General features: G+C 72.9%; 22 protein-coding genes. 8 read left to right on the forward strand and 14 right to left on the reverse strand.

The genetic code is table 11. The annotated features are described in order from the left end of the window. Positions 1-22: 22 nt before the first annotated feature. The 4 genes from ACZ7LK_RS18445 to ACZ7LK_RS18460 all read left to right on the forward strand — a co-directional run bounded on the left by ACZ7LK_RS18445 (position 23) and on the right by ACZ7LK_RS18460 (position 4,046). On the forward strand, positions 23-1,504 hold the full coding sequence (locus tag ACZ7LK_RS18445; protein WP_392274086.1) for a DEAD/DEAH box helicase: 1,482 nt from the start codon (positions 23-25) through the stop codon (positions 1,502-1,504). Positions 1,505-1,554: 50 nt separating this feature from the next. Further along, a complete protein-coding gene (locus ACZ7LK_RS18450; RefSeq protein ID WP_392274087.1) occupies positions 1,555-1,866 on the forward strand; it encodes an SCO5918 family protein in 312 nt (103 codons plus the stop codon). 136 nt (positions 1,867-2,002) lie between these two features. Next, the gene (locus tag ACZ7LK_RS18455) at positions 2,003-3,058 is read left to right on the forward strand and encodes a lipoate--protein ligase family protein (RefSeq protein ID WP_392274088.1); all 1,056 of its coding nucleotides are present in this window, start codon (positions 2,003-2,005) and stop codon (positions 3,056-3,058) included. Positions 3,059-3,377: 319 nt separating this feature from the next. Beyond that, entirely contained in the window at positions 3,378-4,046 is a 669-nt protein-coding gene (locus tag ACZ7LK_RS18460) for an esterase/lipase family protein (protein WP_471142227.1), read from the forward strand. 76 nt (positions 4,047-4,122) lie between these two features. Here the strand turns inward: ACZ7LK_RS18460 and ACZ7LK_RS18465 are convergent, their stop codons facing one another. The 5 genes from ACZ7LK_RS18465 to ACZ7LK_RS18485 all read right to left on the reverse strand — a co-directional run bounded on the left by ACZ7LK_RS18465 (position 4,123) and on the right by ACZ7LK_RS18485 (position 9,278). Next, positions 4,123-5,124, reverse strand: coding sequence for a TIGR03842 family LLM class F420-dependent oxidoreductase (locus ACZ7LK_RS18465; protein WP_471141897.1), 1,002 nt, complete (start codon positions 5,122-5,124; stop codon positions 4,123-4,125). 9 nt (positions 5,125-5,133) lie between these two features. Continuing rightward, entirely contained in the window at positions 5,134-6,543 is a 1,410-nt protein-coding gene (hydA, locus tag ACZ7LK_RS18470) for a dihydropyrimidinase (protein WP_392274091.1), read from the reverse strand. A 27-nt stretch (positions 6,544-6,570) separates the two neighbouring features. Then, positions 6,571-7,869 (reverse strand): aspartate aminotransferase family protein, encoded by a 1,299-nt coding sequence (locus tag ACZ7LK_RS18475; protein ID WP_469461506.1) that lies wholly within the window; start codon positions 7,867-7,869, stop codon positions 6,571-6,573. After that, positions 7,866-8,708: a nitrilase-related carbon-nitrogen hydrolase gene (locus tag ACZ7LK_RS18480; RefSeq protein WP_392274093.1), complete on the reverse strand. Its 843-nt coding sequence runs from the start codon at positions 8,706-8,708 to the stop codon at positions 7,866-7,868. Before ACZ7LK_RS18480 ends, ACZ7LK_RS18475 begins: the two co-directional genes overlap by 4 nt. A gap of 180 nt (positions 8,709-8,888) precedes the next feature. Then, a complete protein-coding gene (locus tag ACZ7LK_RS18485) occupies positions 8,889-9,278 on the reverse strand; it encodes a PPOX class F420-dependent oxidoreductase (RefSeq protein ID WP_471142230.1) in 390 nt (129 codons plus the stop codon). A gap of 132 nt (positions 9,279-9,410) precedes the next feature. Between ACZ7LK_RS18485 and ACZ7LK_RS18490 the strand changes: the two genes are divergently transcribed. After that, a complete protein-coding gene (locus ACZ7LK_RS18490) occupies positions 9,411-9,776 on the forward strand; it encodes a hypothetical protein (protein ID WP_471141901.1) in 366 nt (121 codons plus the stop codon). A gap of 163 nt (positions 9,777-9,939) precedes the next feature. On the opposite strand, the gene ACZ7LK_RS18495 is transcribed toward ACZ7LK_RS18490, so the two are convergent. Further along, the gene (locus ACZ7LK_RS18495; RefSeq protein ID WP_469461502.1) at positions 9,940-10,797 is read right to left on the reverse strand and encodes a GNAT family N-acetyltransferase; all 858 of its coding nucleotides are present in this window, start codon (positions 10,795-10,797) and stop codon (positions 9,940-9,942) included. A 378-nt stretch (positions 10,798-11,175) separates the two neighbouring features. Beyond that, positions 11,176-12,978 carry a gamma-glutamyltransferase gene (ggt, locus tag ACZ7LK_RS18500; protein ID WP_392274096.1) on the reverse strand — a complete coding sequence of 601 codons (1,803 nt, stop codon included), beginning with the start codon at positions 12,976-12,978 and terminating at the stop codon, positions 11,176-11,178. A 104-nt stretch (positions 12,979-13,082) separates the two neighbouring features. On the opposite strand from ggt, the gene ACZ7LK_RS18505 reads away from it, so the two are divergent. Further along, positions 13,083-13,862 (forward strand): hypothetical protein, encoded by a 780-nt coding sequence (locus ACZ7LK_RS18505; RefSeq protein ID WP_471141905.1) that lies wholly within the window; start codon positions 13,083-13,085, stop codon positions 13,860-13,862. A gap of 75 nt (positions 13,863-13,937) precedes the next feature. Here the strand turns inward: ACZ7LK_RS18505 and ACZ7LK_RS18510 are convergent, their stop codons facing one another. Next, entirely contained in the window at positions 13,938-14,453 is a 516-nt protein-coding gene (locus tag ACZ7LK_RS18510) for a DinB family protein (RefSeq protein WP_469461499.1), read from the reverse strand. 170 nt (positions 14,454-14,623) lie between these two features. On the opposite strand from ACZ7LK_RS18510, the gene ACZ7LK_RS18515 reads away from it, so the two are divergent. Together ACZ7LK_RS18515 and ACZ7LK_RS18520 are read left to right on the forward strand one after the other, a co-directional pair. Then, positions 14,624-15,808 (forward strand): L,D-transpeptidase, encoded by a 1,185-nt coding sequence (locus ACZ7LK_RS18515; RefSeq protein WP_392274099.1) that lies wholly within the window; start codon positions 14,624-14,626, stop codon positions 15,806-15,808. A gap of 132 nt (positions 15,809-15,940) precedes the next feature. Then, on the forward strand, positions 15,941-17,578 hold the full coding sequence (locus tag ACZ7LK_RS18520; protein ID WP_471141910.1) for an alpha/beta fold hydrolase: 1,638 nt from the start codon (positions 15,941-15,943) through the stop codon (positions 17,576-17,578). Between the two features lie 164 nt (positions 17,579-17,742). Here ACZ7LK_RS18520 and ACZ7LK_RS18525 read toward each other — a convergent pair whose 3' ends face one another. The 6 genes from ACZ7LK_RS18525 to ACZ7LK_RS18550 form a co-directional block, all read right to left on the reverse strand. Further along, positions 17,743-18,174, reverse strand: coding sequence for a DUF6278 family protein (locus ACZ7LK_RS18525; protein ID WP_392274101.1), 432 nt, complete (start codon positions 18,172-18,174; stop codon positions 17,743-17,745). Positions 18,175-18,222: 48 nt separating this feature from the next. After that, complete coding sequence (locus tag ACZ7LK_RS18530) at positions 18,223-19,002, reverse strand: exodeoxyribonuclease III (RefSeq protein WP_392274102.1); 780 nt, start codon at positions 19,000-19,002, stop codon at positions 18,223-18,225. Positions 19,003-19,082: 80 nt separating this feature from the next. After that, positions 19,083-19,715, reverse strand: coding sequence for an MBL fold metallo-hydrolase (locus tag ACZ7LK_RS18535; protein WP_469461495.1), 633 nt, complete (start codon positions 19,713-19,715; stop codon positions 19,083-19,085). Positions 19,716-19,793: 78 nt separating this feature from the next. Next, positions 19,794-21,428, reverse strand: a complete 1,635-nt coding sequence (gene pcaC, locus ACZ7LK_RS18540) for a 4-carboxymuconolactone decarboxylase (protein ID WP_471142233.1) — start codon at positions 21,426-21,428, stop codon at positions 19,794-19,796. A 27-nt stretch (positions 21,429-21,455) separates the two neighbouring features. After that, positions 21,456-22,019, reverse strand: a complete 564-nt coding sequence (locus ACZ7LK_RS18545) for a hypothetical protein (RefSeq protein ID WP_392274373.1) — start codon at positions 22,017-22,019, stop codon at positions 21,456-21,458. An 11-nt stretch (positions 22,020-22,030) separates the two neighbouring features. Next, complete coding sequence (locus tag ACZ7LK_RS18550; RefSeq protein WP_469461493.1) at positions 22,031-23,203, reverse strand: ROK family glucokinase; 1,173 nt, start codon at positions 23,201-23,203, stop codon at positions 22,031-22,033. Positions 23,204-23,227: the final 24 nt, after the last annotated feature.

Consider the following 23,227-nt stretch of genomic DNA (forward strand, 5'->3'; position numbering starts at 1 on the left):
GCCGCATCGAGGAAGGTTCCGCATGAACCGCACGTCCCGCTCGAACGACCGCTACTCCCGCAGCCGCACCGCCGGCTCCGCCCCCTCGGGGGGCAACGCCTTCCGCTCCGGCGCGCCGAAGCGGTCCGCCGCTCCCGGCCGCGTCCGCGGCCACGGTCGTCCCGCGGCACCTCGGGGCGAGTTCGCCCTGCCCGTCACCCTGACCCCGGCCCTCCCGCCGGTGGAGGCCTTCGCCGGGATGGACCTGCCGGCGCCCCTGCTCGCGGCGCTCGCGGCCGAGGGCATGACCGTGCCCTTCCCGATCCAGGCGGCGACCCTGCCGAACTCGCTGGCCGGCCGGGACGTCCTGGGCCGTGGCCGCACCGGCTCCGGGAAGACCCTGGCCTTCGGTCTCGCGCTCCTGGCCCGCACCGCCGGGCGGCGTGCCGAGCCCCGTCGGCCGCTGGCCCTCGTCCTCGTACCCACCCGGGAACTGGCCCAGCAGGTGTCCGACGCGCTCACCCCGTACGCCCGCTCGCTGCGCCTGCGCCTGACCACGGTGGTCGGCGGCCTGCCGATCGGCCGCCAGGCGGGGGCGCTGCGCTCCGGCGCCGAGGTCGTCGTCGCCACGCCCGGCCGGCTCAAGGACCTCATCGACCGGGACGCCTGCCGGCTGGACGACGTCGTCACCACCGTCCTGGACGAGGCCGACCAGATGACCGACATGGGCTTCATGCCGCAGGTCACCGCGCTGCTGGACCAGGTGCAGTCCGGCGGCCAGCGGATGCTGTTCTCCGCCACCCTGGACCGCAACGTCGACCTGCTCGTCCGCCGCTACCTGCACGACCCGGTGGTCCACTCCGTCGACCCCTCCGCCGGGGCGGTCACCACGATGGAGCACCACGTCCTGCACGTGCACGGCGCCGACAAGCACGCCACCGTGACGGAGATCGCCGCCCGCGACGGCCGGGTGATCATGTTCCTCGACACCAAGCACGCCGTGGACCGGCTCACCAAGGACCTGCTGGCCAGCGGAGTGCGCGCGTCCGCCCTGCACGGCGGCAAGACCCAGCCCCAGCGCACCCGCACCCTGGAGCACTTCAAGACCGGGCACGTCACGGTGCTGGTGGCGACCAACGTCGCGGCGCGCGGCATCCACGTCGACAATCTCGACCTGGTCGTGAACGTCGACCCGCCGACCGACCACAAGGACTACCTGCACCGGGGCGGCCGCACCGCCCGCGCGGGCGAGTCCGGCAGCGTGGTGACCCTGGTGCTGCCCAACCAGCGGCGTACCGTGACCCGGCTGATGGCCGACGCCGGGATCACCCCGCGGACCACCACCGTGCGCTCCGGCGAGGCCGAGCTGAGCCGCATCACCGGGGCCCAGGCGCCCACGGGCGTCCCCGTCACCATCACGGCGCCCGTCGGCGAGCGGACCAGGACCGGCGGTGCGCCCTCCGGCCGCCGTGGCCGCCCGGGCCGGGCACGCCGCCGCCCGGTGCGCAACGGCACCGCCGCCTGACCGGCGTCCCGCCCGTCCCGTCCCGCCCCCTCCTACCCAGCCGAGGCCCCATGCGCTGCGTCATCGCCCGTTTCCCGTTCGACCTCGACAAGCACCAGGTGCAGCAGTCGATGAAGGGCGTGAAGCCCGAGCCCATCACCGGCGGGTCCGTGCTCATCGGGCGCCGTCACTACCCGGTCAAGCAGGTCGGCGAGGTCATCACGCGGCAGGACCGCCGTGACTTCACCGCCGCCGAGGTGACCCGGGCGCTCACCCGCCTGGGCTTCACCTGCACCACGGCCACGGCCGCCCCGGCCGCCGCCCTCAGCCCGGTCCAGGCGGCGTCGGCGATGCTCGGCGCACCGGACGGCGTCGCGGTCTGACGGAGGAGCGGTGGCCGGGGCACCGTCACCGGCCGCCCCGGCCACCCTCCGGCTCCTCCCGCCCCTCCGGCTCCTCCCGCCGTGATCCGGGCATAGGCTGACATGACGGTCGGTTCGGGGACGGGAGGCGGCGGACGTGCACGGTGAGTACAAGGTTCCGGGCGGCAAGCTCGTGGTGGTGGACCTCGACGCGGAGGACGGGGTGCTGCGGCGGGTGCGGGTCGGCGGGGACTTCTTCCTGGAGCCCGACGAGGCCCTGGTCGCCATCGACCGTGCCCTGGAGGGCGCGCCGGCGGACACCGACGCGTCGGGGCTGGCGGCCAGGATCGACGCGGCGCTGCCGCCCGGGACGCAGATGTTCGGCCTCACCACCGAGGGGATCGGGGTCGCCGTACGGCGTGCCCTGGCGCACGCCACCGACTGGACCGACTACGACTGGCAGCTCGTCCACGACGGGCCCCAGCCGCCCGCCCTGCACATGGCGCTCGACGAGGTGCTCACCGGTGAGGTGGCCGCCGGGCGCCGGCCGCCGACGTTGCGGGTGTGGGAGTGGGGCGCGCCGGCGGTGGTGATCGGCAGCTTCCAGTCGCTGGGCAACGAGGTGGACCCGGAGGCCGCCGAGCGGCACGGCATCACCGTGGTGCGCCGGATCAGCGGCGGCGGGGCCATGTTCATCGAGCCCGGCAACACCATCACGTACTCGCTGTCCGTGCCGGAAGCACTGGTCCAGGGCCTGTCGTTCACCGACAGCTACGCCTATCTGGACGACTGGGTGCTGGGGGCGCTGGGCGACATGGGCATCAAGGCCTGGTACCAGCCGCTCAACGACATCGCCACCGAGGCGGGCAAGATCGCCGGGGCGGCGCAGAAGCGGGTGGTGGGCGGGGCGGGGGCCGTCCTGCACCACGTGACCATGGCGTACGACATCGACGCCGACAAGATGACGGACGTCCTGCGCATCGGCCGGGAGAAGCTCTCGGACAAGGGGACGAAGAGCGCCAGGAAGCGGGTCGACCCGCTGCGCCGCCAGACGGGGCTGCCGCGCACGACGGTGATCGAGAAGATGATCGGCTCGTTCCGCGAGCGGTACGGGCTGTCCGAGGGCGCGGTCACGGACGACGAGATGGCCCGCGCGCGTGAGCTGGCCCGGACGAAGTTCGGCTCCCCGGAGTGGACCGCACGGGTCCCGTGACCCGGGTGCCCCGCCGGGGCCGCTGACAGGGGCGGGCCGCCGGTGGCGGGCCGCCTTCCGCTTTTTTCGCGCACACCTCTTGCCCTTCGCCGTCTACCAGGCAGTAACCTCCTCGCACCCTCATCCGGTACCGGTGCCGCGTTCCTCCCGTGCCCGCGGTCTCCCGGTCCGCCGGCCGCTTCCTCGTGCCCTCCCGCGATCCGGGACGAGCGACACGACGCTCCCGAGCCCCCCTCCGGCGTTGCCGCGCCGTTCGTCCCCTCCGCTCCGCACGACTCGTGAGGTCATCATCGTGAGAAGACACCTGACCGTGGCCGTCATGGCCGCCCTCCTGCTGTCCCCGCAGGTCCTGTCCCCCGCCGGCGCCGCCGACCCGGCCGCGGCGGCCCCGGGCTTCGGCGCGGGCAGCCACCCGGTCCTGTTCGTGCACGGCTACAACGGCAGCGCCGCCAACTGGGACACCATGGCGGGCCGGTTCCGGGCCGACGGATGGCCGGCCTCGCACCTCGACCAGTGGGCGTACGACTCGCGGCAGTCCAACGCCACCACCGCCGAGCGGCTCTCCGCCGAGGTGGACCGGCTGCTGGCCGCGACCGGGGCGTCGAAGGTCGACGTCGTCACGCACTCGATGGGCGGGCTGTCCTCGCGCCACTACGCCAAGAACCTCGGCGGCGACGCGAGGATCGACGCCTGGGTGTCGCTCGGCGGCCCCAACCACGGCACGGACTGGGCGAACGACTGCTTCGACACCTCCTGTTACGAGATGCGCGCCGGTTCCGCCTTCCTGACCGCCCTCAACTCCGGTGACGAGACCCCGGGGGCGCCGCGCTACGCGACCTGGTGGTCGCCCTGCGACACGATCATCAACCCGGACAGCAGTGTCGCCCTGTCCGGGGCCACCAACACCCAGACCTCGTGCCTGAGCCACAACGGACTGCTGACCGACGCGACGGTCTACGCGAAGGTGCGCGACACGATCAACCGCTGACGGGACCGTGCGGGGGCGGCCGCCGGCCCTCCGTCCGGCGCCGCCGCCCGGGCGCACGCCCCGCGAGGATTCGTCCCTAGGAGTTCAGCGCGGGAATGATCTCGGCGCCGTACGCGTCGATCGTCGCCTCCTTGGCGTCGTGCATGTCGTAGAGCGCGAACTGGTCGACGCCCAGGTCGCGCAGCGCCTCCAGCTTGGCGATGTGGGCGGCCGGCGGGCCCAGCAAGCAGAAGCGGTCGACGATCTCGTCGGGCACGAACGCGGTGGACGGGTTCCCGGCGCGGCCGTGGTGGCTGTAGTCGTAGCCCTCGCGGGTCTTGATGTACGAGGTGAGGGCCTCGGGCACCAGGCCGGAGTGCTCGCCGTAGCGGCCGACCAGGTCGGCCACGTGGTTGCCGACCATGCCGCCGAACCAGCGGCACTGGTCGCGCGCGTGCTCCAGGTCGTCCCCGACGTAGGCGGGCGCGGCCACGCAGACGGTCAGCGAGGCCGGGTCGCGGCCCGCCTCCTCGGCCGCCCTGCGCACCGCCTTGACCATCCACTCGGTCAGGAACGGGTCGGCGAGCTGGAGGATGAAGCCGTCCGCCTTCCGCCCGGCGAGCGCCAGGGCCTTCGGCCCGTACGCCGCCATCCAGACGGGCAGTTTCCCGTCGCGCACCCAGGGGATGCGCAGCGGCTGTCCGTCGACGACCGCCTCGCGCCCCTCCGCGAGGTCCCGGATGACGTCGATGGCCTCGCCGAGCCGGGCGAGGGTGTTGGGCTTGCGGCCGGCGACGCGCATCGCGGAGTCGCCGCGTCCGATGCCGCACACGGTCCGGTTGCCGTACATGTCGTTGAGGGTGGCGAAGGTGGAGGCGGTGACCTCCCAGGTCCTGGTGCCGGGGTTGGTGACCATGGGGCCGACGGTCAGCTTGCTGGTGTGCTCCAGGATCCGGCTGTAGATGACGAAGGGTTCCTGCCACAGCACGGCGGAGTCGAAGGTCCAGCCGTAGCGGAAGCCGTTGCGTTCCGCCCGCCGCATCAGACCGACCACGGCGGAGCCCGGTGGGTCGGTCTGGAGGACGAGTCCGAAGTCCATGACGGGCTCCTAGTTCAGGTACTGGCAGGTGGAGCGGGGGGTGTAGACGCCGTGACCGGCCCGGCCGGTGTAGGTGCCGCGGTCGATCACGACCTGGCCGCGCGACAGGACGGTCTCGACCCGCCCGGTGACGGTCTTCCCCTCGTACGCGGAGTAGTCGACGTTCATGTGGTGGGTGGCCGCGGAGATGGTCTGCACGGTGTGCGGGTCGTAGACGACGACGTCGGCGTCGGCGCCCGGCGCGAGGGTGCCCTTCTTGGGGTGGAGCCCGAACATCCGGGCCGGGGCCGTGCAGGCGATCTCGATCCAGCGGCGGCGGCTGATGTGTCCGTCGACGACCGCCTGGTGGAGCAGGTCCATGCGGTTCTCCACGCCGGGCAGGCCGTTGGGGATCTTGGAGAAGTCGCCGCGGCCCAGCTCCTTCTGCCCGCTGTAGCAGAAGGGGCAGTGGTCGGTGGAGACCACCTGGAGGTCGTTGGTGCGCAGGCCGCGCCAGAGCGCCGCCTGGTGCTCGCGCGGCCGCAGCGGTGTGCTGCACACGTACTTGGCTCCCTCGAAGCCCGGCTCGGCGAGGTTGTCGGTGGACAGGAAGAGGTACTGGGGGCAGGTCTCGCCGAACACGTCGAGGCCCTTGTCCCGGGCGGCGGCGATCTCGGCCACGGCCTCCTCGGCGGAGACGTGCACCACGTACAGCGGAGTGCCGCCGGCGACCCGGGCGAGCTGGACGGCGCGGTGCGTGGCCTCCGCCTCCAGCAGCACCTTGCGCACCTCGCCGTGGTGGCGGGGGTCGGTCTCGCCGCGGGCGAGCGCCTGTTCGACGAGGACGTCGATCGCGATGCCGTTCTCCGCGTGCATCATGACCAGTCCGCCGTTGACGGAGGCGCGCTGCATCGCACGGAGGATCCGGCCGTCGTCGCTGTAGAACACGCCGGGGTAGGCCATGAACAGCTTGAAGGAGGTGACGCCCTCCTCGACCAGCAGGTCCATCTCCTTGAGGGAGGCTTCGTTCACGTCGGAGAGGATCATGTGGAAGCCGTAGTCGACGGCGCACTTGCCGTCGGCCTTGGCGTGCCAGGCGTCCAGTCCGTCGCGCAGCGCGTGCCCCATCGACTGGACGGCGAAGTCGACGATGGTGGTGGTGCCGCCCCACGCGGCGGCGCGGGTGCCGCTCTCGAAGTCGTCGGAGGCGAAGGTCCCCCCGAAGGGCAGTTCCATGTGGGTGTGGGCGTCGACGCCGCCCGGGATGACGTACTTGCCGGTGGCGTCGATGGTCCGCCCGGCCGTCCAGGACTCGCTGATGCCGGAGCCGTGGGCGGCGAGGGCGGCGATGCGGCCGTCCTCGATGAGGACGTCGGCGTGGGTCTCGTCGGTGGCGGTGATGACGAGGCCGCCGCGAATGAGGGTGCGCGTGCTGGTCATGGTGGTTCGGCCCCCTTCGGCCAAGTCCTAGATGGAGCGCAGGGCCCGTTCGAGGATCGCGGCGCCTTCCTCGGCCTCGGCGACGGTCAGGGAGAGGGGCGGGGCGATCCGGAGGGCGCTGGTGTTGTGGCCGCCGCCCTTGCCGATGAGCAGTCCACCGTCACGGGCGGCCTCCAGGACGGCCGCGGCCGCCCGCGGGTCGGCCTCGTCGGAGCCGGGCCGCACCAGTTCGATGCCGAGCATCAGGCCCCGGCCGCGGACCTCGCGCACGTGGTCGAGGCCCGCCCCGATGGCGCGGAGCCGCTCGGCGAGCAGTCCGCCGACGCGCCGGGCGTTGCCCTGGAGGTCGTGTTCCAGGAGGTACGACAGGTTGGCGAGGCCGGCGGCCATGGTGACGGGTGAACCGCCGAAGGTGGAGATGGAGTTGGCGTCCAGGCAGTTCATGACCTCGGCCCGGGCGACGACCCCGCCGACGGACATGCCGTTGCCGATGCCCTTGGCGAAGGTGAGCACGTCGGGCGGGCCGCTCGCGGCGTGCGCCTGCCAGCCCCAGAAGTGCTCGCCGGTGCGGCCCCAGCCGGTCTGCACCTCGTCGGTGATCCACAGGATGCCCCGGGGTGCGAGGACCTCGCGGAAGGCCGCGTACAGCCCGTCGGGCGGGGAGGTGAAGCCGCCGACGCCCTGGATGGGTTCGGCGATCAGCGCGGCGACGTCCCCGGTGTGCCCGAGCAGGTCCTCCAGGTCGGCGACGCACGCCTCGATGAACCGGGCGTCGGACAGGTGGGCGTAGGGGCCCCGGGAGCGGACGCCACCGTGGACGTACAGCGTCTGGAGCGGGGAGAGGGTGGTCGGGGTCCAGGCGCGGTTCCCGGTGATGGAGACGGTGGAGAAGGACCGGCCGTGGTAGCTGTTGCGCATCGCCAGGATCTGGTTGGTGCGGCGGTGGGCCGTGGCCAGCAGCAGGGCGGTGTCGTTCGCCTCCGTACCGGAGGTGGTGAAGAAGACCCGGGCGTCGGGGATGCCGGAGAGGCGCGCGATGCGCTCGGCGAGCTCCACCATGGGGCGGTTGAGGTAGAGGGTGGAGGAGTGGATGATCCGCCCGGCCTGTTCGGTGACCGCCTTGGTGACCTCGGGGAGGGCGTGGGCGGTCATGGTGGTGAGGATGCCGCCGAAGAAGTCGAGGTAGCGCTTGCCGGTGGCGTCCCAGACGTACCGTCCCTCGCCGTGGGTGATCTCGATGGGGTCCTGGTAGTAGAGGGAGACCCAGTCGGGGATGACGGCCCGGTGGCGGGCGAGCAGGTCGGCCGCGTGGAGGTCGTGGGTCATGGCTTCATCAGTCCCTCGTACGCGTCGGGGCGGCGGTCGCGGTAGAAGGCCCAGGTCTGCCGGACGTCGTCGATGAGCCGGAAGTCGAGGTCGCGGACGAGCAGTTCCTCCTGCTTGTCGGAGGCCACGTCACCGACGAACTGCCCGCGGGGGTCCACGAAGTAGCTGGTGCCGTAGAAGTCGTTGTCGCCGTACTCCTCCTGTCCGACGCGGTTGATCGCGGCGACGTAGTAGAGGTTGGCGACCGCGGCGGCGGGCTGTTCGAGCTGCCAGAGGTGGGAGGACAGGCCGCGGTGGGTCGCCGAGGGGTTGTACACGAGCTGGGCGCCGTTGAGGCCGAGTTGGCGCCATCCCTCGGGGAAGTGGCGGTCGTAGCAGATGTAGACGCCGACGCGGCCGACGGCGGTGTCGAAGACCGGCCAGCCGAGGTTGCCCGGCCTGAAGTAGTACTTCTCCCAGAAGCCCCTGACCTGGGGGATGTGGTGCTTGCGGTACTTGCCGAGGTAGGAGCCGTCGGCGTCGATCACGGCGGCGGTGTTGTAGTAGAAGCCGGGGCCGTCGACCTCGAACACCGGGACGACGATCACCATGCCGGTCTCGCGCGCGAGGTCCCGCATCCGCCGGACGGTCGGGCCGTCGGGGACGGGTTCGGCCCAGCGGTGGTGCTCGGGGTCCTGCACCTGGCAGAAGTAGGGGGCGTTGAACACCTCTTGGAAGCCGATGACCTGGGCGCCCTGCCGGGCCGCCTCGCGGGCGTGCTCCTCATGCTTGGCGATCATGGATTCGGTGTCGCCCGTCCAGGTCGCCTGGACGAGGGCGGCGCGCACGATGTGGGACATGAGCTGCTCCTTCGGCACGGCGTCAGAGCCTCTACGCACGTAGACGAGGTGCGTAGAAAGCGAACGTAAGCCTCGTCACACCCCTGGGCAAGACCGCCGCCAGCAACCGCCGGAGTCGATCATGTTTCGTACCCGAGTGGTCCACACCGGGCAGGGAAGCGGCCCGGACCGGACAGCGGATTACCGGGGACTTTCGTCCGGGAACCGCACCGCTATCCCGACGTGCGGCCGCCTGCCCCGCCGCACCAGCGCGGCCGGCAGGTCGACGAGCCAGAACTGCACGCCGTACTTGCGGGCCAGCAGCCTGCGCACGCCTTTGACGTCGTCCAGCAGCCGCGCCGTGCCCTCGGCGCCCGCCGCGCCGTCCGCCACCCGGCCGCGCACGTCGCAGGGGGTGACGACGACCCGGCTGTTCCGGCGCAGCCGTTTGACCTTCCAGGAGTCCTCGCGGGTCCAGACGTACAGTTCACCCCCGTCCACCGCGTACCAGACCGGTGTGGCGACCGGCGTCCCGTCCTTGCGGAAGGTGGTCAGGCTGACGTAGCGGCCGTGCCGCAACCCCTCGGGCATCACGGCCGCGAGCCTACGGGACCGGCGCGCCGCGCCACAGCGGGTCCGGCGAAGAGGCCGGGGCGTCGCCGGGCGCTGTCCACTTCACGACGGGCCGGTTCCCGGACGGCTCCGGGCGGGCACCCCGCGGGCATGACACCACCGTGCCGCATCCCTCCCGACCGGGACCCCGAGGTCACCAGGACGGTGTACGCCGTGGGCCGCGACCTCGGCGTATCGGAGAAGGTCATGCCGGCCGCCTTCGAGGCCGGCTGGGTCGAGTCGCACATGAACAACCTGGACTGCGGCGACAAGGACTCGCTGGGCGTGTTCCAGCAGCGCCCCAGCCAGGGCTGGGGAACCCCCGAGCAGATCATGCGCGTGCCGTACGCGGCGGAGCGGTTCTTCCGGCGGGCGGTCGACGTCGAGCGGCGCGCGCCCCACCTCACCGCGGGCGGCACGGCGGAGGAGGTGCAGCGCTCCGGACACCCGGACCGCTACGACGCGGCGGAGGCGTAGGCGCGGGCCCTGCTGGAGGAGGCGATGGCCCCGCCCGGCGGCCGCTAGGGAGTGTCCGGAAAGTATCGGCGTCCGCCCGGAGGGCGGGGGCCGCGGTGTACGGACGGGGGCCCGCGCGTGCTGACGGCCCTGTGAGCCCGTCGTACGGCGTGGGCGCGGGCCGTCAGTAGAGGATGGACGGCAGGTAGGCCCCGGCCGGCTCGTTGTAGAGGCCGACGGTCATCAGGCTCATGAGCTGCTGGACCTTCAGTCCCTTGCCGAGGCACCACTGCAACAGGGCGCTGTCCCGCGCCGGTACGAGGATGCCGGGACCGCCGAAGGAGGGCGCGGCCGCGATGAGCGCCCGGACGTCCTCGGTGGTCTCGCCGACCGCGTGGGCGAAGAACGACAGGTCCGTGGCGTACCCGGTGATCCGGCCGCCGTGCTCGGTCACCCGTGCCGTGCCCGCCGTGACGGCGTCGGCCAGTTCACCGCCCCGGTCGACGCCGTGGACGCGGCGGCACAGGTCGTCGCAGGCCGCCAGGTCCGCCTCGGTGGCCGCGCGCACCTCGTAGCCGGGCACCACCCCGCCGATCGGCGGGCCCTGGAGGCAGGCCACCGTCTCGCGGAACACGAACCCGAGCCCGGCGTACAGCGCGAACGAGCGGCAGTGGTAGCCGCTCTGCAACAGCCGGATGCCCGGCGCCCGGCGCTCGGCCGCGCGCCGCAGGACGTCCAGCATCAGCAGGCGCCCGATGCCCCCGTCCTGGACGACCGGGTCCACGGTGATCGGCCCGACGCCGGCCACGGGGGACCGTTCGTCGAGGCAGTTGCTGCCGACGATCCGGCCGCCGGACTCGGCGACGACGGTGTAGAAGCCGGGGTGGCCGAGCACCGTACGGAACATGTCGGTGGCCGGTCGGGCGCCCGGCATGTCGGACGCGAAACCGTGCGCGCGGGCGATGCCGTCGAAGGCCTCGAAGCAGATCCTGCCGCACTCCTCGGCGTCGCCCGGCCGTCCGGGCCGCAGTACCACGTCCATGACCACCGCTCCTCCCGCCCGCCGACGGCCCGGTGGGCTCTCCTTCCATCCAACGGGTCCCTCACCGCTCCGGCAAGACGACCATGAGCCGACGAGACGCACGCGGTGCTCCGGGGCGTGGGGGCCGGTGGTCCGGGACACCGCGGACCGGTGGTCCGGGGCGCGGGCCGGCGGAACCGGACCGTACGCCTCGCTCGGCGCGATGGCTTGCTCCCCGCCCACCTCCGCGAGCGGGGCGCCCGGCACCCGGCCTGCTCATCGGCGCCGGATCACGGCACTCGGCCGTCGGCGCCCGCACCTCGCCGCGGCCACGTCGGCGATCGCGGCGAGGCGCGGTGCCGGGCGTCGAGAGCCCGGCAGGATCGGCCGGATCACCCCCTACGGGCGGCCGGCCGGGTGGACGACCATGGCCGAGCCGCCGCCGCGGCGGGTCTTCTCGGCGGCGGCGAGCCACCGGCCGTCGGGGAGGCGCTGGACGCCGGTGGCGGCGCCGATCTCGGGGTTCTCGCGGAAGGCGTGGCCCAGGGCCTCCAGCCGGGCGCGCACCGGGCCGGCGTAGAGCGCCGGTTCGAGTTCCGTGGTCGGCTGGTTGCGCTGGCTGGCGCGCGGGGCGGCGATGGCCTCGACGAGCGGGAGGTCACGGTCCAGGACGCCCGTCAGGGTCTGGAGGACGGTGGTGATGATGGTCGCGCCGCCCGGGGAGCCGAGGGCCAGCACGGGCCGGGCGTGGTCGTCGAGGACGATGGTGGGCGACATGGAGGAGCGGGGCCGCTTGCCGGGACCGGGGAGGTTCGGGTCGTGGACGGCCGGGTTCGCCGGGGCGAAGGAGAAGTCGGTCAGCTCGTTGTTGAGCAGGAAGCCGCGCCCGGGCACGGTGATGCCGCTGCCGCCGGTGGACTCGATGGTCAGGGTGTACGCGACGACGTTGCCCCACTTGTCGGCCACCGTCAGGTGCGTGGTGTTCTCCCCCTCGTACGTCGTCGGCGCCGCCGTCCCGCCCGTGGCGCACGGCTCGGGGTGGCGGGGGTCGCCGGGGGCGAGCGGGCTGGTGAGCGCCGCGTCGTCGCGGACCAGGCAGGCGCGCGAATCGGCGAACCGCTGGGAGAGCAGCCCCTTGACGGGGACGTCCTCGAAGGCGGGGTCGCCGACCCAGCGGCCCCGGTCGGCGAAGGCGATGCGGCTGGCCTCGATGAACCGGTGCAGGTACTGGGCCTCGGTGAGGGACGACAGGTCGGTGCGTTCGAGGATGTTGAGCGCCTCGCCCACGGTCGTGCCGCCCGACGAGGAGGGCGCCATGCCGTACACGTCCAGGCCGCGGTAGGAGAGCTTGGTGGGCTTGCGCCGCACCGTGTCGTACCGGGCGAGGTCACGCTCCGTCAGGTCACCGGGGCGGACCTTGCGGGTGGCGCCCTGCCGGACGGGCGGCTCCTGAACGGTGCGGACGATGGCACGGGCCAGCTCGCCCCGGTACAGCGCCCCGGAGCCCTGGCGGCCGAGCTTCTCGTACGTCCGCGCGAGGTCGGGGTTCTTGAAGACGGAGCCGACGGCGGGCAGCCGGCCGCCCGGCAGGAACAGCTCCGAGGAGGCGGGGAAGTCCCGGAACCGGGCCTCGTTGGCCTGGGTCTGCGCGCGGAAAGTGGCGTCGACGGTGAACCCGTCGCGCGCCAGCCGTTCGGCGGGCTTGAGCAGTTCCCGCAGCGACTTGCTGCCCCAGGCGTCGAGCGCGGCCTCCCATGTCGCGGGCGTGCCCGGGGTGCCGACGGACCGTCCGCTGGTCATGGCCTCGTCGAAGGGGATGGGCTTGCCGTTCTCCACGAAGAGCGAGGCGTCGGCGGACAGCGGGGCCGTCTCGCGGCCGTCGATGGTCCGCACGGTGCGGGTCCTGGCGTCGTAGTGGACGAAGTAGCCACCGCCGCCGATGCCCGCCGAGTAGGGCTCGGTGACGCCGAGGGCCGCCGCGGTGGCGACCGCCGCGTCGACGGCGTTGCCGCCGCGCCGCAGCACCTCGATGCCGGCGGCGGAGGCGTCCGGGTCCACGCTGGAGACGGCCCCTCCGTAACCGGCCGCCACGGGTTGCTTGACGGGAGCGGTGCTCTCCGTCGGCGGTGCCGCGGCACCGACCGACAGGACCGTGGCGGCGACAGTGGCGAGCGAGACGTTACGTACGTGGGACCGACGCATCCGTACCTCCAGTCAACGACCGTCCGGGCAGCCTAACTTCGCGGACAGCCCGTCGCCAGGACCGCCTCGAACGACGTTTCGCTCCCCCGCTACCATGCGCGCCCATGTATGAAGACCTGCTCAACATCCTGCTCGGCGTCATCGCCACCGGGGTCAGCGCGTCGCTCGGCTGGATCGCCCGCACCGCGCTGTGGCGCCGCAAACTCCGCCGTAAGCAGGCCTTCTACGGGCTGCCGGGGAACGCCGAGTGCCTGCTGGTGGTCAACCGCGACTCGGGCAGCGACGGCGCCGTGCGCCGCTTCGACGTGTTCGCGCTGCTGGAGCTGTCGGCCCTCATCAAGGACTGCGGCGCGCACGCGCGGATCGTCCCGCACGACGTGGCGCAGCAGGGCTTCGGCGAGCGCACCGAATTCTGCCTCGGGGGGCCGGCCTCGAACAGACGCATGGCCGCGCACCTGGCGACCCTGCTCCCCGGTGTGCACGTCAACGTGGACGTGGAGCCGAGCCCCGAGCGCGGCGCGTTCAGGATCGGCCCGGACCTGTACCCGGTGGACGGGGGGACGACGGAGTACGCCATCGTGGCCCGGCTCACCGCCGGGGAGGGCGCCCGGCCGGTGTTCCTCTTCTGCGGCCAGCGCGCGATCACCAACCAGGCGGCCAGCCGCTACCTGGTCCGCCACCAGGAGAAGCTGGCCCGGAAGTACGGGACCGACGGCGCCTTCGTCCTGCTGCTGAAGGTCGTCAATTCCGAGGCGTACGGTCCCGACGTCGTCGAGCTGGTCGCCGACGTGACCCGGGCGGCGCGGTCGGCGCCCACGCCCACGGCCACGCCCGCGTCGGCAACGGCACCGCTGCCGGACGCCGGTGAGCGGCGGCGCGGTTAGCGGCGGGCGCGGGCGGCCGACCGACCGGCCGGCCGTCCGGGGCCGAACGGGCGGGGGCGGGGGCGGGGCCGGGGGTCAGACGCCCGTGCGGCCGTCGAGGAGTTCCCGGAGGACGTCGAGGTGGCCGTTGTGGCGGGAGGTCTCCTCGATGAGGTGGAGGAGGATCCAGCGGAGGTTCGGGTGGCGGCCGTCGCGGATGGAGCGCCGGGCCGTCGCGTCCAGGTCGTGTTCGGCCACGAGGCGGCGGTAGCGGGCGCTCTGCTCCTCGTACTCGGCCAGCAGCGTGGGCAGCGGGACGTCGACCGCTGTCCGCATCTCGGGGTCCGGGTCGTCGTCCGTGGCCTCCGTGAGCGGCCCCTCGGGCTCCTCGCCGAGGAACACCACCTGGATCCAGTGGTGCTCCACCCAGCGGAGGTGGCTGATCAGCCCGCACAGCGTCATCAGCGGTGAGCCGGGGAGCGGAGCCTTGCGGGCGTCCTCGGCACGGACGCCCTCGCACTTGGCGAGCGCCGTGGCACGGGCGTAGTCGAGGAAGGTGGCCAGCTGCGTACGCTCGTCCCACGCGGGAGGCGTATCGGTTCGTGGTGTCATCGCGGGAAGTGTCCAGCACCCGCACGGGGGTGTCGAGCGATTAAGCGCGGGAGCGGGCCGGGCGGCGCGCAATACGGCACGAGGGGAAATTTCCGGCACCCTCCGGGCAACCCGCGGCCTCCGATCACCCTCTCAGCAGGGGACGAGCAATCGCATCGGAGGTTTTCCAGGTGACCCGCACACGCCCGCGCAGCCCCTTCCGCACCGCCGCCCTGTCCGGCACCGCGGTCCTCGCCGCGGCCGCCCTGACCGCGTGCTCGGGCGGCTCCGGGACGGCGGAGGCCGACGGCAAGGACGCCCGGCCGGAGACCCGGATCTCGGTGAACCTGTCCGGCAAGCAGGCCAGGGCGGGCGAGCCGGTGAAGGTGACCCTCGCCGAGGGCCGGCTCCAGCAGGTCACCGTCACCGACTCGAAGGGGGCCACGCTCAGCGGCTCGGTCTCCGCCGACGGGCGGACCTGGACCTCTGCCCGCGCGGCCGCGCCCGGCACCGGGTACACGGTGGAGGCGCGGGACGCGGAGGGCGGCAGCGCGAAGGCGGAGTTCGCGACGGCCGCGCCCGCCAAGGTGAACAAGCTGACGCTGGCGCCCGGCAAGAACAGCACGGTCGGCATCGCGCACCCGCTGTCGGTGGTCTTCGACCACCCGGTGAAGAACAAGGCCGAGGTGGAGAAGCACCTCAAGGTGACCACGTCGGACAACACGGCCGGCTCATGGGGCTGGATGGAGGACTGGTCCGGCAAGGACCGGGTCGACTGGCGGCCCCGCGCGTACTGGAAGCCCGGCACCAAGGTGACCCTCCGGGCGGAGCTGAACGGCGTCGACTCGGGGGAGGCGGGCGGCTGGTTCGTCCGCGACTACACGACCACCATGACGATAGGGAAGAACCAGGTGGTCAAGGCCGACCTCGACACGCACCGGCTGACGCTGCTGCGCGACGGCCGGGAGATCAGGGACATCCCGATGTCGGGCGGCACCCCGGGCGGCGACAAGGCCTCCTGGCGCGGGAAGACGGTGCTGATGTCCAAGGAGGGCACGATCAACATGCGCTCCGAGACCGTGGGCCTGGGCGACGCGTACGACAAGATGGTCGACTATTCGATGCGCCTGACCTGGTCCGGGATGTACGCGCACGCCGCGCCCTGGAACGCCCGTTACATGGGCAGCGCCAACAAGAGCTCCGGCTGCCTGGGCATGGACACCCCGGACGCGCGCTGGGTGTACGAGCAGGTGCAGGTGGGCGACCCGTTCGAGGTCACCGGGGGCGACGCCAAGGGCACCCAGGCGCTCAACAACGGCTACGGCGAGTGGAACCTGTCGTGGGCGGAATGGCAGGCGAAGAGCGCGCTCCGCTGACATCTCGTCCCACGACCACGCGACCCACAATCGTTACCGGCGCGTAACTTACCCATGGGTTACCTCCGGTAAGTCCCCTGTGTTTTCCTTCGGTTGACCATTCAAGCGATCACCGCGACGGGGGAACGAACCGTGGGCAAGCAGCGCGCATTCCTGCGTACGACGACGACCGGCGCCGTTTCGGCCGCCCTGCTGGCCGGGACGGCCCTGGGGTTCGCCCCCGCCGCCGCGGCCGGAGAGTCCGGCGCCACGACGGCGACGGGCGCCACGACGGGCGGCGCCACGGTGGCCGGCGCCACCGGGACGACCGGCGGGATCCGGTTCGTCGACATCCTCGGCGACGGCGGCACCGTACTGAAGGCCAACGTCGTCACCCCAGCGGACGCCGACGGGACCCGGCGGTACCCGGTGATCGTGCTGCCCACCAGTTGGTCGATGCCGCAGATCGAATACGCCGCCCAGGCCAGGAAGCTCGCCGACGCCGGCTACGTCGTCGTCAGCTACAACTCCCGTGGCTTCTGGCAGTCGGGCGGGAACGTCGAGGTCGCCGGTCCGCCGGACGTCGCCGACGCCTCCAAGGTCATCGACTGGGCACTGGCCCACACCCCCGCCGACCCCGAGCGGATCGGCATGGCCGGCGTCAGCTACGGCGCCGGCATCAGCCTGCTCGCCGCCGCCCACGACCCGCGCGTCAAGGCGGTCGTGGCGATGAGCGGCTGGGCCGACCTGATCGAATCGATCTACAGCGGCCGTACACAGCACCTCCAGGCGGCGGCGATGCTGGGCGGCACCGGCTACCTCACCGGGCGGCCGAGCCCCGAACTCCAGCAGACCCTCAAGGACTTCCTCGCCTCCAACCTCGACAAGGAGGAGGAGATGATCGCGTGGGGCGCCAAGCGCTCCCCCGCCTTCCAGCTCGACCGGATCAACGCCAACGGCACGGCGGTCATGCTGGGCAACGCCTGGGGCGACACCATTTTCCCCCCCAACCAGTACGCCTCCTTCTACGAGAAGCTGACCGGCCCCAAGCGCCTGGAGCTGCGGCCCGGCGACCACGCCACCGCCGAGGCGACCGGTCTGCTCGGCCTGCCCAACGACACCTGGACCAGCGCCCACCGCTGGTTCGACCACCACCTCAAGGGCGTCGACAACGGCATCGACCGCGAGCAGCCGGTCCAGCTCGCCCCACGGACCGCCGGCGGCTACGAGGGGTATCCCGACTGGAAGTCGGTCGGCGCGGCCGAACGCAAGATCGCGCTGGGCGGGACGAAGAAGGTGTACGCCAACGTCGACTCGGGCGCCAACGGCGGCATCGTGATGCTCTCCAGCATCCTCGACCAGTTCCTGAAGCTCCCGCCCACCGCCTCCATCCCCCTCCTCCCCCGGCCCTTCGCCGCCGTGTGGCAGTCCGAGCGGTACGGCTCCGCGCAGCGGGTGCGGGGAACGGCGAAGCTGCACACCACCGTCACCAGCACCGACTCCAGCGGGACCCTGGTCGCGTACCTCTACGACGTGGGCCCGCTGGGCATCGGCAAGCTGGTGAGCAACGCGCCGTACACCTTCCACGGCAAGACGCCGGGCCGGCCGTTCGCCGTGGACCTGGAGCTGTTCTCCACCGCCTACGACGTCCCGGCCGGGCACCGGCTCGCCCTGGTCGTCGACACCGTCGACCCGCTGTACATCGAGCACAACCCGTCCGGCGCGCGGCTGACCTTCTCCTCGCCGGCGTCCGACCCGTCGTACGTGTCGGTCCCGCTGCGCGAGGAGTGATCTCCGGCCGCCACCGGGCGGGCCCGGCCCATCGGGTCCGCCGGCGCCGCCCTGCCCCCTTCTCCGCTGTGTCGAGGTCAGCGCAAACTATCCAGCCCGAAAAGGGACTTAACCTCTCGACACGCATAAAGGCGGCATAAGCCGTATAACCACCCTGTCACGGGTCAGCCCTCGGCGGCCTCCCCGTACATCTGGGACAGCTCCGGAGAACCGCTGATCGCCCAGTCCAGACCGGCCTCGACGACATGGATCTCCCGGCCGGAGACCAGCCGGACGACGGGGTGGCCGCTCGGCCGCAGGTGCCACTGCGCGCCCGGCACCGTCCGTACGATGACCGTACCGAGGTACAGGCCCGCGTCGTTGCCCAGCCAGGGCAACTCCTCCGGGTCGTCCCGCCAGCGGGGCAGGAGCTGGTCGATGGCCTCCAAGGAGCGGGGCGTGTCGTCCAGTTCGACCCCGAACGCCTGCATCCGCGCGCGCAGCAGGTCGCACTCGGCGAGCATGTCGGCCACCGCCTCCGGGTCGCGCTCCACCGCGGAGGGGGCGTGCCCACCGCCGTACCGCTTGCGCCAGGCGTCCAGGAAGGGGATGTTCATACCGCCCAGCGTCGCACCGAACCCACCGGGCGCACTACAGGACACCCCCTAGACGTCGAGGTCGACGACGACCGGGGCGTGGTCGGAGGCACCCTTGCCCTTGCGCTCCTCGCGGTCGACGTAGCTGTCCTTGACCGCGTCGGCGAAGGGCTTGTTGCCGTAGACCAGGTCGATGCGCATGCCCCGGTTCTTGGGGAAGCAGAGCTGGCGGTAGTCCCAGTAGGTGAACGGGTGGTCGTACTTCAGCGGACGCGGCACCACGTCGGCCAGCCCGGTGTCCCGCAGCCCGGCGAGCGCTGCGCGCTCCGGATCGGTGACGTGCGTGGAGCCCTCGAAGAAGGCGCGGTCGAAGACGTCGTCGTCGGTCGGGGCGATGTTGAAGTCGCCCAGCACCGCGAAGGGGCGGGGCCCGGCCGCGTCCTCGGCGACGGCCGTCTTCAGCGCCTCCAGCCAGCGCAGTTTGTAGGCGTAGTGCTCATGGGCCACCTCACGTCCGTTGGGCACGTACACCGACCAGGCCCTGAGGGGGCCGCAGGTCGCGGAGATGGCCCGCGGCTCGGCCACGCCGTCGTACTCGGGACCGCCGGGCAGGCCGTGGACGACGTCCTCAAGGCCGACGCGGGAGACCAGGGCCACGCCGTTCCACCGGCCGGTGGCGTGCACCGACGAGGCGTACCCCAGCTCGCGCAGCTCGTCCGTGGGGAACTGCTCCGCGGTGCACTTGGTCTCCTGGATGCACAGCACGTCCGTGCCGCTGCTCTCCAGCCAGGCCAGCAGCCGCGGCAGCCGGGCGGTGATCGAATTGACGTTCCAGGTGGCGATGCGCATGCCCCACAGCCTAATGCGGCCCTGTGACAACCACGGGCCGTACGCCCGGCGCGGCCGGGGCTCCCGGAGGGCCGGGGGCGTCAGACGTCGCGGGAGTCCCCGGGGGTGAGCCGGCCGTGGTCGGCGCCGCCCAGTGCGCCGATCTGGCGGTCGTAGATCGGCCGGGCGAGGTCGGTGAGCAGCGCGTCGTGGATGTCGATGGCGCGCCGCGGCTTCACCTCGCGCACGTAGTCGATGACCTCGGAGATCTTGTTCCAGGGGGCCATCACCGGGAGCATCAGGGTCTCGACCGGGTGGTCGGGGACGGTGAGCGCGTCACCGGGGTGGAAGAGGGAGCCGTCGACCAGGAAGCCGATGTTGGTGATCCGGGGGATGTCCGGGTGGATCACCGCGTGCAGTTCGCCGTGCACCTGGACGTCGAAGCCGGCCGCCGAGAAGGTGTCGCCGTGGCCGACCGTGTGGACCCGGCCGGGGAACGCCGCCGAGAGCTGCTCCGCGACGCTCCGCAGCGTCCAGACCTCGACGGCGGGGTCGGCCTCCAGGGCGGCCCGCAGCCGCCCCTCGTCGAAGTGGTCGGGGTGCTCGTGGGTGACCAGGACGGCGTCGGCGCCCAGGGCCGCGTCCTGTTCGCTGAACCCCCCGGGGTCCACGACGAGGGTGCGCCCCTCCTTCTCCAGCCGGATGCAGGCGTGGGACTTCTTGGTCAGCTTCATGGGGCGTCCTCTCGTCAGGGAGTGTCCGCGAAGTGTCGGCGTCCGCCCGGAGGGCCGGCGAGACTGTGCGGGCACCCCCTAGGCCTCGGGGGTGGTCTCCTCCAGGATCACCTTCCGGGCGACCGCGAACGCCGAGTTGGCGGCCGGGACCCCGCAGTAGACCGCCGTCTGGAGGAGGACTTCCTTGATCTCGGCGGGTGACAGGCCGTTGCGCAGGGCGGCGCGGGTGTGGAAGGCGAGTTCGTCCAGGTGGCCGCCGGCGACCAGGGCGGTCAGGGTGACGGCGCTGCGGGTCCGCCGGTCCAGGCCGTCGCGGGTCCACACCTCGCCCCAGGCGTAGCGCGTGATCAGCTCCTGGAAGTCCCCGGTGAAGTCGTCGGCGGCGGCCAGGGCGCGGTCGACGTGGGCGTCGCCCAGCACTTCGCGCCGGACCTTCATCCCGGCGTCGTACGGGTCGGGCCGCCCGCCCGGGACGGGCCCGCCCGCGCCGGTGGCGGGCGGTACGACACCGGTGGCGGGACCCGGCGGTACGGCACCTGTGGCGGGGCCCGGCGGCACGGTACCCGCAACGGGGCCCGGCAGGACGGCGCCGCTCGGGACGGGGATCCGGGGTACGGGGCCGTGCGGGGCGTGGGCGTCGGACACGGCGCCGTGCGGGACGTGGCCGTTGGACGCGGCGCCGTGCGGGGCGTGGACGCCCGGGACCGGGCCGGGCGCGGTGGGGTCGGCGGACGGGCCCGGCGGCACCGCGACCGGCGCGACGGGATGCGCGGCGGGGGCGGCGGGGCCCGGGGCGACCACGGCCGGAGCGGCGGGCCCCTGCGGGACCGCGGCGGCGATGGCGGGGACCACGGGCGGCGCGGCGAGGGCGGCCATCCCGGTCGAGGAGTCGGACGCGGCCTGCCAGGAGGTGGTGAAGTGCCGTACCAGCAGGTCGGTGACGGCCCCGGGCTGCTCCACCGGCGCGAGGTGGGACGCCCCCGGCACCACGGCGAGGCGGGCGTCGGGGATGCCGGCCACCAGGTGGCGGGCCTCGGCGGGGCCGGTGACGCGGTCCTCGGAGCCGACCAGGACGAGGGTGGGGACGCCCACGCGGCCGAGGTCGGCCCGGACGTCGAAGGCGGCGAGCGCCTCGCAGGCGGCGACATAGGCGCCCGCGTCCGTCGTGCGGACCATCTGCACGGCCCATTCGACGATGGCGGGCTGCGCGGCGGCGAACCCGGGGGTGAACCAGCGCTCGGGCGCGGTGCGGGCCATCGGGTCCAGCCCGTTGGTGCGGACGATCACGCCGCGCTGGCGGAACTCGTCGGCGGTGCCGAAGCGGGGCGAGGAGGCGATCAGGGCGAGCGAGGCGAGCCGGTGCGGGGCGCGCAGCGCCAGGTCGGTGCCGATGGCGCCGCCGATGGAGCAGCCGGCGTACCCGAAGCGGTGGACGCCGAGGTCGTCGAGGGTGGCGAGGAGCCGGTCGGTGAGCTCGGCGACGGAGGTCGCCGGGTGGGCCGGGGCGCCGCCGTGGCCGGGGAGGTCGAAACGGATGACCCGCCACTGCCGGACGAGTTCGGGTATCTGGCGGTCCCACATGTGCCAGGTGGTCCCGAGCGACGGGCCGAGGATGAGGACGGGTGCGTCGTCGGGGCCGTCGGACCGGTACTGGAGGGTGAGGGGGCCGGCGGGCTGCGGGTCGGTCGTCTGCGTCTGGCTCACTCGCTCCAGGGTAGCGAGCGGAATGACCCCCTCCGGTCAGGGGGTCGCGGTCGAGACGACGTACACGCGCGGGGCCGCGGGGTCGCTGAGGTCGACGGTGATGTCCTGGGTGGGGCGGGGGTCCTTCTGCCGGTGCGTGGTGGCGGACCAGTCGCGACCGGCCGGGAACTCCCAGCCCACGGTGCGGGCGTCGCGGTGGCTGATGCTGACGTCCCGGGCGTCCAGGGCGGCCCGGGACGTGCCGACGTCGTTGAGGAAGTCGTCCAGCCCCGTGCCGCTGGTGGTGAACTCGACGTACAGCCGGCTGGACTTCCAGTTGCTCGTCTCGAAGTAGGCGACCTCGGTGGAGCCGCCCGGGATGGGGACCTCGAAGACCCGGCGCTTCATCTTGGACGGCCAGCTGTCCTGGAGGCCGGTGACGGAGGACTCGGCCTCCTTGTCCCGGCCGCTGGCACGGCTCTGCTGGGCGGAGATCACCAGGTAGCCGGCCGGGATGCCGATCAGCAGGACGATGACGACGGCGGTCAGGACGCGCCGGCGGATCATGCGCCTGCGCTCCTCCGGGGACGCCGGGCGGTTCAGTACGGACATCGCTGACATCACTGGCATGACTAGGGTTCCTGGGGGGTTCGGGTACCGCGGCCGGTGACGCCGCCGTTGCGGATGGCCTGCGCGTACCGCTCGTACTTCTCGTAGCGCTCCAGACGGCGGCGGTTGGCGCGGCGGAAGCGGCGCGCGACGAGCCGGGCGAGGTCGGCGGCGCCGACCATGCCGGCCTCGGGGCCGAGCTGGGCCTTGGCGATACGGGCCTCGGGGCGGTAGCCGCGGCCGGTGAGATGGCGGCGGAAGGCGTCCCGGGCCGGGCCGATGAGCAGGTCGTCGGCGGCGCTGACGCCTCCGCCGACGACGAAGCAGGACGGGTCGAGGGCGGCGGCCAGGTTGGCGATGCCGACGCCGAGCCACTGGCCGATGTCCTGGAACAGTTCGATGCACATGGCGTCGCCCTCACGGGCGAGCTCGGTGATCAGCGGGCCGGTGATGTCCGGGACGCTGCCCTTGACGCGCTCGATGATGTTGTACGCCACCGGCGAGTCGGCCGCCGCCAGCTCGCGGGCCTCGCGCACGAGGGCGTTGCCCGAGCTGTACTGCTCCCAGCAGCCGCGGTTGCCGCACGGGCAGCGGTGGCCGCCCGGGACGACCTGCATATGGCCGAACTCGCCGGCGACGCCGTACTTGCCCCGCTTGACCTGGCCGTCCTCCAGGATGGCGCCGCCGATGCCGGTACCGAGGGTGATCATGACGAGGTGGTCCTCGCCCCGGCCGGCGCCGAAGCGCCACTCGGCCCAGGCGGCGGTGTTGGCGTCGTTGTCGACCATGACCGGGACGGCGAGCCGGGCCTGGAGCGAGTCGCGCAGCGGCTCGTTGCGCCAGGCCAGGTGCGGGGCGAACAGGACGCGGCTGCGGTCGGCGTCCACCCAGCCGGCCGCGCCGATGCCCACGGCGTGCACGTCGTGCCGGTCGGAGAGGTCCAGGACCAGCTCCGTGATGGTGTCCTCGACGACCTTGGCGCTCTTGGACTTGTCGGGCGTCTCGGTCTTGATCTGCTCCAGGATCTGTCCGTCGGCGTCGACGACGCCCGCCATCACCTTCGTCCCGCCGATGTCGATGCCGACGGTCGGGACGCGGGGCGCGGTCAGGTGCGAGCGGCGCTCGCGGGCCGAGACGGTCCGCAGGACGGTGGCGCGGGCGGAGCCCCGGTGGGGGTAGTCGCGGTACGTGCTCACGAGTCCTGTCGTCCCTGGTGGTGG

This window comes from Streptomyces sp. NPDC039423, from assembly GCF_055598725.1.